At 55.6% G+C, this 15,824-nt stretch carries 11 protein-coding genes and 3 tRNA genes; 7 read left to right on the top strand and 7 right to left on the bottom strand.

Annotated features, from left to right (window positions below):
• The 5 genes from glnS to ACI9KD_RS14145 all read left to right on the top strand — a co-directional run.
• Nucleotides 1-1,378: glutamine--tRNA ligase (glnS, locus tag ACI9KD_RS14165; protein ID WP_414981825.1), on the top strand; the 1,378-nt coding region annotated here is incomplete at its 5' end.
• A 26-nt stretch (nucleotides 1,379-1,404) separates the two neighbouring features.
• The gene (cysS, locus tag ACI9KD_RS14160; RefSeq protein WP_414981824.1) at nucleotides 1,405-2,790 is read left to right on the top strand and encodes a cysteine--tRNA ligase; all 1,386 of its coding nucleotides are present in this window, start codon (nucleotides 1,405-1,407) and stop codon (nucleotides 2,788-2,790) included.
• Nucleotides 2,791-2,934: 144 nt separating this feature from the next.
• A tRNA-Pro gene (locus ACI9KD_RS14155) sits at nucleotides 2,935-3,011 on the top strand.
• A 131-nt stretch (nucleotides 3,012-3,142) separates the two neighbouring features.
• Nucleotides 3,143-3,218: transfer RNA gene (locus ACI9KD_RS14150), tRNA-His, on the top strand.
• A gap of 189 nt (nucleotides 3,219-3,407) precedes the next feature.
• Nucleotides 3,408-3,484 (top strand) — tRNA-Arg (locus ACI9KD_RS14145).
• A 31-nt stretch (nucleotides 3,485-3,515) separates the two neighbouring features.
• Here the strand turns inward: ACI9KD_RS14145 and ACI9KD_RS14140 are convergent.
• Nucleotides 3,516-4,181 (bottom strand): YSC84-related protein, encoded by a 666-nt coding sequence (locus ACI9KD_RS14140; protein ID WP_414981823.1) that lies wholly within the window; start codon nucleotides 4,179-4,181, stop codon nucleotides 3,516-3,518.
• A 406-nt stretch (nucleotides 4,182-4,587) separates the two neighbouring features.
• Between ACI9KD_RS14140 and ACI9KD_RS14135 the strand changes: the two genes are divergently transcribed.
• A complete protein-coding gene (locus tag ACI9KD_RS14135) occupies nucleotides 4,588-5,010 on the top strand; it encodes a hypothetical protein (RefSeq protein ID WP_414981822.1) in 423 nt (140 codons plus the stop codon).
• On the opposite strand, the gene ACI9KD_RS14130 is transcribed toward ACI9KD_RS14135, so the two are convergent.
• Nucleotides 5,007-5,645, bottom strand: a complete 639-nt coding sequence (locus ACI9KD_RS14130) for a hypothetical protein (RefSeq protein WP_414981821.1) — start codon at nucleotides 5,643-5,645, stop codon at nucleotides 5,007-5,009. The genes ACI9KD_RS14135 and ACI9KD_RS14130 overlap by 4 nt on opposite strands.
• Nucleotides 5,646-5,662: 17 nt before the next feature.
• Nucleotides 5,663-8,668 (bottom strand): response regulator, encoded by a 3,006-nt coding sequence (locus ACI9KD_RS14125; protein ID WP_414981820.1) that lies wholly within the window; start codon nucleotides 8,666-8,668, stop codon nucleotides 5,663-5,665.
• 212 nt (nucleotides 8,669-8,880) lie between these two features.
• Between ACI9KD_RS14125 and ACI9KD_RS14120 the strand changes: the two genes are divergently transcribed.
• A complete protein-coding gene (locus ACI9KD_RS14120; RefSeq protein WP_414981819.1) occupies nucleotides 8,881-10,080 on the top strand; it encodes a zinc-ribbon domain-containing protein in 1,200 nt (399 codons plus the stop codon).
• Nucleotides 10,081-10,082: 2 nt separating this feature from the next.
• Here ACI9KD_RS14120 and ACI9KD_RS14115 read toward each other — a convergent pair whose 3' ends face one another.
• From ACI9KD_RS14115 to ACI9KD_RS14100, 4 genes are all read right to left on the bottom strand, one after another.
• Nucleotides 10,083-13,280, bottom strand: coding sequence for a two-component regulator propeller domain-containing protein (locus tag ACI9KD_RS14115; protein WP_414981818.1), 3,198 nt, complete (start codon nucleotides 13,278-13,280; stop codon nucleotides 10,083-10,085).
• 206 nt (nucleotides 13,281-13,486) lie between these two features.
• Nucleotides 13,487-14,221 carry a fumarylacetoacetate hydrolase family protein gene (locus tag ACI9KD_RS14110; RefSeq protein ID WP_414981817.1) on the bottom strand — a complete coding sequence of 245 codons (735 nt, stop codon included), beginning with the start codon at nucleotides 14,219-14,221 and terminating at the stop codon, nucleotides 13,487-13,489.
• A gap of 10 nt (nucleotides 14,222-14,231) precedes the next feature.
• Complete coding sequence (locus ACI9KD_RS14105) at nucleotides 14,232-14,855, bottom strand: TetR/AcrR family transcriptional regulator (protein WP_414981816.1); 624 nt, start codon at nucleotides 14,853-14,855, stop codon at nucleotides 14,232-14,234.
• Nucleotides 14,852-15,824, bottom strand: a 973-nt coding sequence (locus ACI9KD_RS14100) for an efflux RND transporter permease subunit (RefSeq protein ID WP_414981815.1), incomplete at its 5' end; no start/stop codon positions are given. The genes ACI9KD_RS14105 and ACI9KD_RS14100, both read right to left, overlap by 4 nt.

Here is a 15,824-nt window from a genome sequence, read left to right as displayed (position 1 = left end):
ACGTTTTGCATCGAGCTATTTTGAGACTTTATATCGCTGGGCAGAGCACCTCGTAGAGCACGGCAATGCTTATGTTGATGACCTCAGCCCCGATGAAGCGCGGGAGTATCGCGGCAGCTTGACGGAGCCGGGGCGCAATAGCCCCTATCGCGAGCGCACGGTGGATGAGAATTTGGATCTCCTTAGGCGTATGCGTGCGGGGGAATTTGCAGACGGCGAACGTGTCCTCCGCGCAAAGATCGATATGACGCATCCGAATATGAATCTGCGCGATCCGATTCTTTATCGTATTCGCAAGGCCCATCACCACCAAACCGGCGATGCTTGGCCCATTTATCCCACTTACGATTTCGCGCATGGTCAGGAAGACGCGATCGAGGGTGTCACGCACTCTATTTGTACGCTGGAGTTTGAAGATCACCGTCCGTTGTACGAGTGGTTTATTGCTCACCTTCCGGTGGAAAGTCAGCCGCGACAATTCGAGTTCGGTCGACTGAACACCAGTTACACCGTAACGAGTAAGCGCAAGCTCAAGCAGTTGGTAGACGGGGGTGTCGTAGATTCTTGGGATGATCCTCGCATGCCCACGATAGCGGGTATGCGACGCCGGGGTTACACGCCCGAGGCCATCCGTCACTTTTGTGAGATGGTGGGCACGTCCCGATCTGATGGCGTGGTGGACGTGGCGATGCTTGAGCACGCTATTCGCGATGACCTCAATCAAAACGCGCCCCGCGCGATGTGCGTACTCAATCCACTCAAGCTGACCCTGCGCAATGTACCGGAGGCTCATGCGCCTATTGTGGCGCCAGCGCATCCCTCGCGGCCTGAATTAGGCGAGCGGGAATTACCGTTTTCTAACGAGCTATTTATTGATGCCGATGATTTTCGTGAGGAGGCCAATAAAAAGTTCAAGCGTTTGGTGCTGGGCAAGCGAGTACGACTTCGTAATGCCTACGTCGTCGAGGCGGTAGAGGTGCAGAAGGATGCCGCTGGAGCGATCGTCGGCGTCGTTGCTGATCTTATCCAAGGCACCCTGGGCAATGACCCCGAAGATGGCATCAAGCCTAAAGGCGTGATCCATTGGGTCGAAGCGGCGACAGCGGTTCCCGTTACAGTGCGACTGTATGACCGATTGTTCACGGATCCTGCACCGGATCGCGGTGGCGCTGACTTTATGAGCCTTGTAAACCCCGAGGCCCTGCGAGTAGTGGAGGGCGCGTTGTTGGAGCCCGGCGCTGCGGGAGCCGCTGCAGAGACGCGGTTTCAGTTTGAGCGGGAAGGCTACTTTGTCGCTGATCGCTTTGATCATCGCGCGGATGCCCCGGTCTTCAACCAAACCATTGGCTTGCGGGATGTTTGGGCCAGTAAGGCTTGATAAGAATTGTGGGGGGATAGACAGAAGTGGCTCTTCAGCTTTACAACACACGTGCCAGACGCAAAGAAGCCTTTAGTCCGGTAGATCCTGATTGCGTGACGATGTACGTGTGTGGTCCAACGGTCTACAACCTGGCGCACATTGGTAATGCGCGACCGGTAGTGGTGTTCGATACGCTTTTTCGCTTGCTGCAGACGCGTTACGACAAGGTCGTGTACGCCCGTAACATTACGGATATTGACGACAAGATCATGCGTGCGGCGCAAGAGCAGGGCGTTACTATCGGCGTTATCGCTGGGGAGTTCGCACAAAAGTATCGTGAAGACACGGCGCAGCTCAATGCCTTGCCGCCCACGCTGGAGCCACACGCGACAGACAACATCGGGCCAATGATTGCGCTTACAGAGACGCTTATTGAGCGAGAGCATGCGTATAGGGCCGAGGGCCACGTCCTCTTCGATGTGACCTCTATGAAGGACTATGGCCAGCTATCGGGACGCTCACTGGATGACATGCTTGCCGGGGCGCGAGTGGAGGTGGCGGGCTATAAGCGACACCCGGGGGATTTCGTGCTCTGGAAGCCCTCTGACGCCGAGGAGCCTGGCTGGGACAGTCCCTGGGGTCGTGTGAGACCCGGCTGGCATCTTGAGTGCTCAGCGATGATCCGAGAACACCTGGGGCCCACCATTGATATTCACGGCGGCGGTCGTGATCTGATCTTTCCACATCACGAGAATGAGCTTGCGCAGAGCTGCTGTGCGTTTGGGGATGAGTTTGTCCGCGTGTGGATGCACAACGCCTTCCTGGATATGGACGGCGAGAAGATGTCCAAGTCTCTTGGGAATGTAGCCACAATTCGGGAGCTGCTCACCCGCTACCGTGGCGAGGTTTTGCGCTTTGCGCTGTTATCGGCACATTACCGTTCGCCATTAAATTTCTCTGAGGGTCTGCTGGAGCAGGCTGAACAAACCCTGACCAGCTTTTACAACACGTTGCGCTCAGTACAGGACATTGAGCCGGACTGTGAGCTGACGTTAGAGGGAGAGGGTTTTTACGCGGCGCTTTGTGATGACTTGAATACGCCTCTGGCTATTAGTGAGTTGCATGTGATCGCCCGGGATATCAATAAAGCCGCCGATTCGGATAAAGTCCAATTGAAGGCACGATTATTGGCTGCAGGAAGTGTTCTTGGGATTCTGCAGCAGGACCCTATAGCGTGGTTGCAGGGCGACGGGTCGTCGGATGCTGGCTTATCCGCAGAGACGGTCGAGGCACTGATAGCCGAGCGCGTGGAGGCGAAAGCAAGCCGCGACTACGCCCGGGCCGATGAGATTCGTGACGAATTGACCGCCGGGGGGGTTATTTTGGAAGACTCAGCCAGCGGAACGCTATGGCGTCGTATAAACAGCTAGTGTTTTGATTGACGGGGCTGGGGCGGATGAGTAACATTCGCGCTCCCTAAATCGGGCTTGCTCACAGATCGCGTGAAAGTTAGTGTGATCTGTGTGCATGGGGTTGTTTTGGTGACGCATGTCATCGATGTTGAAAGGTTTTATCGGGGTATAGCGCAGTCTGGTAGCGCGCCTGCTTTGGGAGCAGGATGTCGGGAGTTCGAATCTCTCTACCCCGACCAAATTTTCACATTATTCAGTACACCCCCTGCCGAAGGAGCGCTGCTTCCGGACTTTGCTCAGCAAGGTCTCGGAATGGTCTAGGCCTAGTCTAGGCGCTGTTGAGGCACTGCTGCTCGTTGACCGTTTAGTGGTGGCCGTAGCTCACCAGGTAGAGCACCGGATTGTGACTCCGGAGGTAGCGGGTTCAAGACCCGTCGGCCACCCCATCTTATCGACTTAGATCCTATCTCATGTACCGCTGACGTACTGCTTACGTACCGTTGACGTACCGCTTATGACTGCGGTGTGAGGTGATACTTCTGCATTTAAGCCTCCAGCGATTTGATCCTGGTGGTACGCAATTGAGGGGTCTGCTCTTCCACTATTTACTACAGGCGGTTACGATGCGCTCCTCTGCGCCAGTAGCTCAGTTGGATAGAGCAATGCCCTTCTAAGGCATCGGTCGAGGGTTCGAATCCTTCCTGGCGCGCCAATTCTAAAGTCTAGGATGCGTTACTCATCGATTAGTTGAGGTCGCTGTTCTTCCAAAACTTGGTGCCTTGGAGCGTGACTTGCGCTGCAAGGCCGCTCTCGGTGAGCTGATACAGGCTGGTTCCTGGCATTGCTGAGACGGCTGTCTCGGCACCATCTCCGTCTTCTTTGTACTGCGCTTTTACATCTGCCTGCCCGGAGAAATCCCAACCTTCGGTAGCGAACTGGTTGATTGCTGCGTCGGTATGAAACACGAATATCGCTGCGTATTCTTTTACCCCAAGCCCGATACCCCCGCCTGCAGAAAACAAGCTCATGTAGATGTCGTCCCCGGAGCGGTTGTCGCGAAGAATGCCACCGCCACGTTGCGTAGAAACTAACAACAAGTTAATGCCGATATTCGAGAACACGGCGTACCCTTGGGCGCTTGCAAGCTCGTTTTCGAGGCTGGGGTCTTGCTTGTAGAGTTTCGCAAGCGCCTTTGTTCGCGTCTCCTGCAGCTCGGCGCGCTGCTCCTCGGGGGGAGGCCCTTCCATCATCTCCTTGCTTGCATCGCCAATGTCCTTTGCTGTGTTGCTAACCCCATCAACAGTTTTATTCAGCATGCCTCCCAGGCGACCAAATTGGGCGTGGGCCAAGGGGGCGATCTGTAAGGTGAGTACGATAGGTAGTGCTGCAAGCATGATCCAAGTTTTCATTGTGGTGTCTCCAGGTGTTGCAGCTTCAGGGATTCAGTGTAGATGGCGGTCTACAGTGTATGCAAAACAGCGCTGGCTTAGGACTAATGCGCGACTATTTTGTGAACCAAGGGTGAAAGCCCTGCAACTACCGCATGCACGCGATCACCGGGCTCCAATGGCCCAACACCCGCGGGCGTGTCGCAGGACCTACAATACCCGCCAGCATCAGACGCTGCATTCGCGATGACTACAGGGGCAACTCCAGCAGGGCCGAGTGGGTGCTGCAGCTGCCGCGCCGCGAAGCTGCGCACCACAAGCAAAGATAAGCAAGTAAAAAAATAAAAAAAATAGGAAAAAAAATAAGAAAAGAAATAATTAAGCCTATAGACTCAACTTACCGTTGATACCAGACACCTAGTCATACGTGAGCGACTCCCGTTCTACTGGCGACAGCCTGCACCTCGACATCCCCATACGTCTGCATCCGGGAGATGAGGATGTGTGGCATGCCTTAATGGAGGTGCCCCAGGAATTGGCCGCGCTGAAATCCGAAGCGCAAGTGCAGATCCTCAACGACATCATGGATACGCTGCGGGAGCTTCAGCGTTTGAATGACAAGACGGGGTCTGATTTAGGGATCGTGCGCAAGCCGCCGATACTGGTCACCTGCTCTTTGTGGTTGAGGCAGCGGATGAAAGATCAGTGGCAAAGCAGTTCGTATTTCAGCTGGCCGGATATCTGGGGGGATTTTCACCGAGACACCCGAGGGTTCGTATTGGAAGCTGTGCTCGCGGTGATCGATGATGCCCGCAAAGCATTGATGTTGCGGGACGGCACGTCGACCTAGAGTTTTACGTAGTCCGGGAACAGGTTTGTGGCGATAGCCAACCGATGACCGGGCTGTAGCTTGGACTCGCTGGATCGGAAGTTTAGCTTTTCGAGTAGCTCGATGATGTTCTGAAGAGCCCCCTTCGCGTCGTAGCTGTCGGGTGGAATACAATATTCATCGGTGATTTTAAGTAATTCCCTCGCAGCGAGGGGGAGCAGCGATTCATTCGACGCTAGTGCGGGGTTGCTGATCACCTCTGATCCATAGACTAAGTGCGCCTCCCACAGAGTGGCGTCAGTATTGTTCTGTAGGTTGTTGTGTAGATTGTTGTGTAGATTGTCCTGCAGTCGCTCTACTAAAAAACGAACTAAAGCACGCAATTGTTGTGGCGATGGAAGCCGGTCTTCACAGAGCCATTCTTTCACGAGGCTGCGTTCCCAGTCCGGGTTCAGCCCGGTGATGTCCTCGAGTCTACCGTTATTGACGTCCCGCTCGCCGGCCAGGCTGCAAAGCATGTTCAATCGCGCCGAGAATCCGCTGCGCTGCACATTGTTATCACCTTCAGCCGCAAGAAACGCGCTGCGACGCTGCTCCCGGACTCGGCCGATGGAGCCCTCATCACGGGCGGTGTGCAGTTGACTGATTTTTGTCATAGCAGGTGTTCCTGTACTCACAGCCGGGAAACTCGGTTGAGAACCTCAAGATAGTCTTCCAGCGAGCATCCTGCAATCTGTAAAATACGTTCACGGGGTGCTCGATACGCCCCCAAAATCAGCTTTTGCAGCACGAGGTCGCGTGCCTGGCCTCTGAGCACTGCCTCAAGTCTGCCGGCCGTATCGTAGCCGGGGCGCAGTGTGAGGCGCGTATTGAGCCAAAAAGGCGCTGCTTGTCGCTCCGCTGCGCTTTGGCTCGAGCGTTTAAGCCAGGCATTAAACACGCGCGCATCGATATTGAGCGCCTCGGCACTGCGCGCTACCGGGTCGCTGTCGCCCTCATGAGCGTCGAGCAGCGCATCTGTGAGTTCGTCTTCCAGCCACTCGCCGACGGGCGGTGGATCAACCATCTGAATGGCAATCTCGAGCGCTGCTTCAATTGCATAGTCGGCTTTTTCGCTCAAAATGGCCGGTGAATTCCCTGACATACCTAACGCATTCGAGTCCTGATCGACCGCGCGCAGGCGATACAGGTCAAGATCGAGTGCGCCAATGGCCTGACGGGGGCTCCGGGCGATTGCTGTCCTGATGCGCGCCTGCAGTTCCTCGATATTTCCGCCCCAGCTATGCGACGAAATAGCGCTAAGAGCTCCGTCGTCGAAACGTCGTCTGCTGCTTGTTAACTGGTTTTCGGCTGTGAGTATTTTTTCGGCCCATCGTATTGCGTGATCAGCATCGCCGGATATCGTGGGTAGGGTCACGACACCGGCACCCAGTGCGGACGCCAACCGTTCGTGCAGGCGGCCCTCGTTGCAAAGCGCCAGGGGCGGCTGACTGAGCGACACGGCAAAGCGAAGCCTCGGCAGGGCATGTGCCGCGCCGTTGGACCAGATCTGCCGCGAGAGCATGGCTTCGCCAAGAACAGACTGAAGCTCGAGGGGGAGGCGATCTGGATCCTGGACGACTAGTAGGGTGGACTCCTGCGTCTGAAGCAGTCGAATAAACGGCTCTGCGTCTACCTCACCAACACCGCTATCCCACTCCTTATGGTCGATGACTCGAAGGCCGTTCGCCAACGGGGGAGTGACCGTCTCTGCGGCGTGTATAAGTAGCTGCTCAACCGCCATGCCGCTAGAGCCCACAAGAGCGATGGGGGTGTCGGTGTTTAAGAGCAGTCGTACGGTCGCAAGTTCCTGCGTTGCGTCCGCGAGCGCATAGAGATTGTAGTCTGCCTGATTTTGCGGGTTTTTCGGTGCCTTCAGCTGATGGTAATCCGCGCACTGCAGCAGTAATTGCCCAAGATAACGACCCCATACCCCGGCGATTTGCGCTTCGCTCATCGTGAATACGCGATCGGTGAGCGCCGGCATGGAGGACACAATAAATAGCTGACCAAGCAGTTGGTCAGCCTGACGGAGCGAGCACAAGATCACGTTCGCGTCGGATAAGGACAGGGTGCTCACTGCCAGCGGCGCGCTGCGGTGCTGTCTGACGATTTGCTTGGCAATCTGGTCGGGTAATGCGCTTAAATCACAGGCGACAAATGCGCCCTTTGGGCCGCGTTGACGCAGGCAAAACCAGTGTCCGCCGTCGTTAGTGGTGCTGATGTAAAGTCCGAAGAAGCTCAGCGATTCAATCTCCTCGAGCGCCGCGGCGAGCACCGCTGACAGCGCTTCGGTGGAGGTGACATCACTCATAGGCGCTGCGAGTGTTCGTTCAGTGACGGCGAAAGCCTGCGACAAGAATGATGATTCAGCGTCAGTACTGTGGCTATGATATTCCTCGTCGCGAACTTGAGTAAGGGCTGACGCGCCCAGTACGCGCTCACGCAAGCCTGACTGCGCACGATCAAGAGCGTCGATAGCGGTGGCTACTGTCGCGTTAATGGATTGATCGGCTCCCCGATGGGCAAGCCCCGCGTACACATGCATGGGTGAGTTCTGCCGTGCGAATTCCACCTCTAGATCGAACACCAACGATCGCACGATGGTGAGTCCTGAGCCCTCGTCTGTATCGGGTAGAAACAAAGCTACTGAGGTGGTGGTGCCCTTGCGCGCAGAGTCGCTGGCTCTGATTCTGGTCAGGAGTGCCGATTGCAGCCTCAGTAGCGAGATCTTTTGCTGGACGGGATCGAACGCGGTATTTGTCGCAGCGGGCACCAGACCAAACATAGCTATTGTGCTACCGGTTTCGAGGTGAGAGGGCTCGAGAAATGTGCGATCTTTTTGCAGATCCTTGATCACCAACATGGTGCATTCCTGGCGAAGGTGTTCCGTTAGCGCGACGTAAATACTCACCAGGGCAGAGCTGCCGTCAGGTTGTCGAAGCGCAAGGAACGGAAGTCGTGCACTGAGGCCAGCGTTTATGATCGAGCGCAGGGGCTGCTCGCCCACGCCCTCAGTCGTTTCGAGGCGGACGACGTCTTCCCAATGTTGATCGATCAATGCATCGGGGCGCTGGCCCAGGAGTGTTGCCGCGTCATCATTAAAGTCAATAATCAGCCCATCATCATTTATGTAAAGCAGGGCTTCGCCGATGTGCTTCACCACAGACTCCAGTTGTAGTGTGAGTTCGCGCTCACGACGACTCTGCTCCAGTCTGCGCAGCGCGAGCGTGATCAGGACCTGAACCTCCTCACCAATTTCACTGCCCTGTTTTCTGATAAAGCCAATGGGGTCGCTTGCGGCCGCTTTTTTGACAACCTCGGTGTCGTAATCCGCAAAAGCGGTTAAAAAAATACTCGGGATTTTGCAGTTCTGCCGGGCGTAATTTGCCAGTGCAATGCCGTCGCGGTCACCCACTTGGAAGGTCGCTGCGTCTGTGAGATTGATATCGGTTATCAACAGGTCGTAGTCCCCGCTGTCGAGAAGTTGAAGCGCCTCTTCGTAGTCTGAGGCTTCATCAATGACACTAAAGCCCATGTCTAGCGACTCGATTAGGTATACGAGTTCGGTCCGAAAATCACGCTCGTTCTCGATGACCAATGCGCGGTAGTCGGGTAGCGCCTGATAGAACATTCGCATAGATGCGCTGTGACCTTTCGAAACAGTAAAATTGCGTGAAAATCTGTTGAAAGTGTTGCCTACAAATGCCGTCAGGTAAACCCTTTTACAGGTCTATTTGAGACGAGCCGTGAGATCTGTGCGACGTCGCACAAGCGCGGGGATTCAGCAGATTTTAGGAGCTTTTTTTTGCGCACAAGGATAGTATCTCCAGAACTCAACTAGGCAAGAATATGACTAATAATAATAATAAGAAGAAGAAGTCGCCAATCGGACGGCGCAAGCACCCGCTACCGTCTGGAATCGCATTACCGCCACGTCACCAGACCTTTGGCGGCGCAGACCTCATGGGTCGCTTTGTGAGCGCTGTGAGTGGCGAAAGGTTTGTCGACATTGCCGAAGACTCTACAACGCTCTGTGAATGGCGTTGTCCTGCCGGGCATATTTACGAGGAAACGCGAGCAGCGCACCGCCACAGTCGCGGCTGTCCAACCTGTGCGACGTCGGTGGCAACGCGTATGCCCGGCTTGTTGAAGCACTGGGATAGCAAGAAAAACGGCCTCAGCGCAGCCGACGTGTCAGCCTACAGCCAAGAACGGTATTATTGGGTGTGTGACCATGGGCATCAGTTCGAGCGGCCGCCGTATCGAGTGCTGGCGACAGGCCATCAATGCAAACTATGCCGCAGAGAAGGTGTCACCCCCTGGCGCATAGCCGGTAAGCGCGATACATCAACAACCTTGGCAGCAGCCTTTCCCGCGATTGCGGCCCAATGGGATAGAGAACTCAACCCCCGGGGTCCCGAGGAGTTTGCGCCCGGAAGTCAGCGCGTCGCCTACTGGCGGTGTGAAAACGGGCATTCCTGGTCCTCACCTATTTGTCATCGCACCAGCACTGCGCGGCATCCAGCAAGCTGTCAGCAATGCAAGGCGATAGCCTACAGCGTGCCGGATCTTGCTGAGCAACTGCATCCCACGCTTAATCCAGCTGATATCGCTTACATAGTTCGAAAGAGTTCTAGTCAGGTTTTATTCTGGCAGTGCGAGCGCGGACATATTTTCAGTGCCTCGGTGGCGGCAAGGCTGCGAAGCGCCTACCCGGCAGCTTGCGATAAGTGCCGGTCCATTACGGTAAAGGCGCCGGATCTTATCGATGCCTGCTGGGCCTATGAGCTGAATGGCAAGCTCGACCCCGAAGTACTCCGAACATCCAGCTCTCAGGAAGTTTGGTGGGTACGCGTGGACAGCCTAGACGTGCGGCCCGCCAAGCGCGAGGCCCGGCATTTTGAGCGGAAGCGTATTGGTTATCGTTTTCGGCGTTACATCAATAACCAAAATCGCGAGATTGCGAGAATCGCTGAGCATCTGGCAGGTCAGCGTCGACCTGCACCCGCAAAGCTCAAGCGAGCAAAAAAGCTAAGTCCGAGCGTCTAGCGCTAGGGGGGTAGGGATTCACTCCTGAGTTCGCGGGTACGCAGCAGTTTGTTGGTTACTTCCATGCTGAAATGCAGACCACCGCGACCCTTGATTTGGGGCTCTGCTTTGAGTTCCCTGGCCATGGCGACGATTTGCACCAGGCCGTGGGTGGCCTCGCTCCGGGGCGCAGACATCACGCCGTCTATCATTGCCTCGTCGACGCCAGGGCCAAAGTCACGGTAATAGAGCAGCCCCGCGCCTGAATCGCTCAGTTTGAACGAGATTTGCGCGAGTGATGGCGTCGTTGACTCCAGGCCGTGTTTATAGCTGTTCGTGACCAACTCGTTGACGATGAGTCCCAGGTACTGGGCTTTGGAGTAGGTCATATAGGCGTCGTCCAGGTCGAGATCGATGGGTCGCGGATCGCGCTCAGCGAGGATGTCTCGCGCACCGGCTACGACCTGCCGAATCATATTGGCCGCATTGATGTCGGTGCTGTCGGCACGCTGCAAAAGCATGTGCACCGCTGATTGAACCTTGATTCGGGCGCTCAGTTGTTCCAGCGTGCTACGCGTTTCGAGGCTGTTCGCCGAACGTCGAAGCGTGCGAACGTTAGAGGCAAAGCTACTGAGAATGTTGCCTACGCGGTGATGAATTTCCCTCAGTTGGATCTCTTTTTCCCTTAAACGCCCACGTATCTCGGCTTCCATGAGTTCCCGGTCCCTCTCCATACGCGCCAGTATGCGTTGCTGTCGCCGCTTTGCGCGCAGTTGCACACCCAGCAACAGGAGAGACATTAGTAGGACGCTTGGGATAGCAACCCGAATGTCGACAACCCACCACATATACCAAGGTGGCTCAACGCTAATATCCATACGCATGGGCGCCGAAATCACCGCACCGTTGGTGTTAAGCATCGCTATCTCCAGATGGACCGGTTCCCAGCTCTGCTGTTGGGTAATGGTGATAGTCGGTGATGACTCTCGAAGCCATTCACCGTCTTCGCTAAAGCGTATGGCGTAGTTGGCATCAAGTGCCTTGATGTGATCGTCGTAGCCGTATTCGAGTTGCAGTACTCCGTCACTGACCGCCGAAAAGGGCAGGGTGATTTCGCTGAGACCCGCTTCCATTCGCTCCAGTTGATCGAGCACGCTCTCCCCATTAACCGTGACGTCGGTCCAGGTGAGTTGCACCTCCTCGTCCCTGGGCTGCACCGGGGCACGAAACGAGACCGGCCCCGACGCCGATATAAACAGCTTTTCGCCGCTGGCAGTTATCAGGGAGGACGTCGTGCCGTACTCAAATTCATTGGCGGGCAAGCCATCGCGATAGGTGATGTGCGATACGAGGTTTTCTTGAATCAGGTCGAAAACATATACGCCGTTGTTGGTGGTGGCCCAGAGTAGCTTGCGGTCCTCAAGGAGAAGATGCCAGACGGTTTTTCGCGCGAGGTAAGGCTCAACGTAATGGAGTGAGAGCGGCTCAAATCGTGCTTCGTCGAGCATCTGTTGGCTCAGATGGCGGATGCCAACATTCTCGATAGCCAAGTACGCACCGCCAATACCGTCGGGCTCCACCGAAAATATAATGCCCACAGGAGCGGCTCCAAATTTTCGCAGAGCGTAATCGCCGTCTGATTTACGATCGACAATAAACAGTTCTTTCTGATCAACCGCCAAAAAGCGGTCCTTGGCGACCTGGTAGACGCCGATCAGCGTCTCGTGGCTGCTCAGTTGTCGCAAAGACACCTGCGGTGCCTGATCCGTTCGCACAATAGTGATCTCGACCAGACCGTAGAGGTAAAACGATGCCAGCCATGTGTCGTCGGCTACCTGCACCATGCCGCTAACACCGATAGAGCTAAGGTCAACGCCGCCTGGCGCGGTAAGCACATTGCTGACGGCTCCGGTGTTGAGATCGACCACATCAAGGCCGCCGACAAAGTATCCGACCAGCAGTAGGTTTTCGGTTGCGACCAGTGTGGTAATCGGATCCTGGCCGACAGATAGAGGGTCAACCCGCAAGTCTTTTATGCGTGATGCTGGGTAGCGTGACGCTAACTCGTCGAACTGCCTGCCGCCGGATTTACCAATCCAGAGATTCTGTCCGCCGATGTAGAGGTCCTGGCCTACGGTGGCCAACGAGGAAATCACTCCAGAGTCATAAGCGGCGGCTGTTCGAAGTGTGTTGAAATCTGTATCAAGGGCATAGAACAGTTGGTAGTAAGTGCCGATCCAGATGTTGCCAGCGCTATCGACGCTGATTGATCGCACGCCATTGCCCCGACCGGGAAGGCGTACGACATCGGTTTTGTCGCCACGAATTCGCACGATTTGCGGCCCGGCGGCAAACCAGCCATCGCGTGGCGAATTCAAATGCATGGCGCGAAAGTAACCCTGGGAATCCCCGACGAGGGGATTGATGTGCCCTTGATCATTGCTGTCAACAAAGGAGCGCCAGAACAGCCCCTCGTTTCTATCTAGCCAGATGAGGGTGTCATCGGTGACCTGCACGTCCACGATGATGGCGCCGGGCGCCAGGGCCTCTATGATGCTGAAGCTCTTCTCCGCGAGTTGCAGGCGCAAAATGCCGCTTTCGATCGTACCCACCAGTAGCTCGTTGTGATACGCCGCCGCTGATGTCAGTCGCAGTTCGGGAAAATCGATGGCCGCTTGTTCGGGGGACCTCTGAGTGAAGGACAGCAGGGCGGCTCCGCTGCTGTTGAGTTCGATCAATTCACCGCTGGCACTGGCCGCCAACAGGCGCCCCGGCATCGGCACGAAGTCGACGATATCCAATTGTTCATCCCAGCCATCATCCGATTGGATGATGATGCGGAAGTCGCTCGCACCAGGCTCTAGCAGTGCGACACCCCGGGCGGTGCCTACCCAGATGCCGCCGCGCTCGTCCTCGTAGATAGTGTTGACTGTGCCCGAGGGCAGTCCCGTGACGTTATCAGTGCTCTGTGGCCAGATACGCTGCCGGCCCGATTTAAATTGCACCAGGCCCTCGCGAGTACCGGCCCATAGATAGCCCCGCCTGGAGACATGTACCGCACGTACACTGCCCTGGGGTAGTTCGATTTCGTTAAAGACACGCAGGGCAAAAGCTTCGCGCATGACCGAGGACACGTAGCGACGATGCTCATCAGCCGCTGCGAGCGTCGAGATCGCAAGTAGAAGTAGCACGGTGACAGCAGTGCGGGAGTGGACGGACATTTGTGAGATCCTGCAGGGAACAACGGCAGAGTAATCAAGCCTGCCTTAAGTTGCCAGTTGCCAGTTTCGGGCTTCGCAGCAAAGTCTTTTACGCCAAGTCCGATGCCACCACCTGCGGAAAAAAAATTCAAGCATCCCCTGGCTCGCGTCGCCAATATTCTTTGCAGTGTCGCTTATGCCATCAATGGTTTTATCTAGCATGTCGCCTAGTCGACCAAACTGTGCATGGCCGCATTTGTTTTTATTGTGTGCGCCAGCGGTGGAAGCCCTGCAACTACCGCATGCACGCGATCACCGGGCTCCAATGGCCCGACTCCCGCGGGTGTGCCGCTGAAGATCAAATCTCCGGGCTGTAAAGCAAACAGTGACGACAGAGCGCTGATGATTTCTGCGACGGACCAGATCATATCGCTGATATCGCCTAGCTGGCGGACTTCACCATTGACCTCCAAGTAGATCTTACCCATGTTGATGTGGCCGCAAAGGCTCACCGGACTGATACTGGAGATAGGTGCTGATTGATCAAAGCCCTTGGCGGTGTCCCAGGGCCGGCCACTTTTCTTAGCCTCGGCCTGGAGGTCGCGCCGGGTGAGATCGTTGCCCACCGCGTAACCATACACATGATCTAGTGCGCTGTGAGTCGGGATGTCGCTGCCACCCTGTGCAATGGCGATAACCAACTCTACTTCGTGGTGAAGATTCTTGGTTGCCGATGGGTAAGGAATATCCGCACCGTTGACGACTATGGCGTCCGCGGGCTTGGTAAAAAAGAATGGCGGGTCACGCTCGGGGTCCGCTCCCATCTCTTTTGCGTGTTCGGCGTAGTTTCGGCCAACGCAGAAAATACGCCGCACAGGGAATTTGGTGGTCTGGCCTGTTACGGGAATACGCGGTACAGCAGGCGGCTGAAATACCAGTGAGTCGGTGTTGCTGTCTGTCATTTTTGCTTGCTCATTCGCTACCGTTGGTCGCCTTTAATCCTTCCATAAATATACGGGTACTTCTATCGAGCATTTGCGGAATGTCCGCATTGGGGTAGAAGTAGGGCAATTTGCCGCTCATGGAAATCGCACTCATACCATGCACCATGGACCATAGCTGTACGGCGAGATCCAGAAGATCAACGTCATGCAGATCTTGGGTCGTTACGTAGGCATCCACGGCATCAACCAGGATGTAGAATCCCGAAGCTTTCTTGTCGAAACTGTCGGCATCCATGGCGCGCGCCCCAATGTCTCCCCACATGAGGTCGTAAAACGCAGCCTTTCGTATGACGTAATCTATGTAGGTATGTCCGATTGCGATAATGCTCTCGATACTACCGCGCCGGGTTTTTTCTACAGCTTTGCGGACGCTTACACCCAGTCCGTAGAACGCCAGTTGACTCACCGCTTCGAGTAGCGCGTCTCGGTCGCGAAAATGGCGATAGGGCGCGGCCGTGCTCACGCCGGCTCGCCGTGCCGCATCGGCCATCGCGAAATTGAGAGATCCGCTCTCTTCGATTAATTCAGCAGCGCCAAGGATTAAGACGTTTCGAAGATCACCGTGATGATAGGTTTTTACCGGAGTGTTCACGGTGCATTCTCTCCCATGCGAGTCGCGTGCTTGTTCAAAAGTGTCGGATGCTGTTCGGCTTGCAGCCGACGATGCTTCCTTCGGTAACAGAGCATAAACATAGGGGGGATGTAGAAGAAAGAGACAATCGTGGACAGTAGTACGCCACCGGCAATTGCCATGGCAAATGGCGGCCAGAATTGGCTTCCTTCAAGAATCAGCGGAAGAAAGCCTCCGAAGGTCGTTATGGTTGTGGAGACGATATGGCGACTCGAGTTCATTACGACGTCCCGAACGGCTTCGGGCTCTCCCCGGGCGGCACGTGTGTCGAGCTGCAAAGCCGTAAGTATGATGATGGCTGCATTGATAGAGACGCCAATGGAGCCAATGACGCCAATGAGTGCTTGCACGCCAAAGGGGTAGCGGAATATCGCGAGCGATAAAAGGCTCAGCCCCATGGATAGTACAAATACGGTGAACGCTACGGCAGACAGGCGCCAGGAATTGAAGGTCAGGACGATGGTGGCAATGAGTGCAGCCATAATAAGACCCATCGGTGCGATGATTTCGGCAACCACGCTCGCTCGGGCATCGGAGTTGCCACCAAACTGATACCGATAGCCAAAGGGTAGGGCGACGGGATCATCGCTGAGAATCCGTTGCAGTTGTTTCAGGGCCTCTTCCGCCAAGACACCACGGGTAACAAAGCCTTGGACGGTGTTGATTCGTTCTCCGTCTTTGCGGGTGATAGGGCTATTTGCCGGTTCCAACTGAAAACCTCCGAGCGTACTTAAACTAATGCTCTGTAGGGTTCTACTGTCGCCGTCGGATGTCGGTAGCGGTAAACGAATACTTGCAATCTGCTCAGGGTTTGCCCAGTCGCTCTCGCTTAAGCGTGCGCGAACGGGTAAGCGCTGCGTACCTTCTAGAATCTCGCCGCCTATGCGGCCGCGCAAGGCGGCATCCAGTATGTCTGCTACGGTCGCAAGA

The organism is Congregibacter sp. (genome assembly GCF_047617445.1).
Taxonomy (GTDB): domain Bacteria; phylum Pseudomonadota; class Gammaproteobacteria; order Pseudomonadales; family Halieaceae; genus Congregibacter.
This window is presented reverse-complemented; position numbering and strand designations above follow the sequence as displayed.

What these genes read in the sequence shown, in the direction of transcription:
- ACI9KD_RS14140 (WP_414981823.1), bottom strand. Translation starts at nt 4,181, where the DNA reads ATGAAAACTTGGATCATGCTTGCAGCACTACCTATCGTACTCACCTTA.
- ACI9KD_RS14130 (WP_414981821.1), bottom strand. Translation starts at nt 5,645, where the DNA reads ATGACAAAAATCAGTCAACTGCACACCGCCCGTGATGAGGGCTCCATC.
- ACI9KD_RS14125 (WP_414981820.1), bottom strand. Translation starts at nt 8,668, where the DNA reads ATGCGAATGTTCTATCAGGCGCTACCCGACTACCGCGCATTGGTCATC.
- ACI9KD_RS14120 (WP_414981819.1), top strand. Translation starts at nt 8,881, where the DNA reads ATGACTAATAATAATAATAAGAAGAAGAAGTCGCCAATCGGACGGCGC.
- ACI9KD_RS14115 (WP_414981818.1), bottom strand. Translation starts at nt 13,280, where the DNA reads ATGTCCGTCCACTCCCGCACTGCTGTCACCGTGCTACTTCTACTTGCG.
- ACI9KD_RS14110 (WP_414981817.1), bottom strand. Translation starts at nt 14,221, where the DNA reads ATGACAGACAGCAACACCGACTCACTGGTATTTCAGCCGCCTGCTGTA.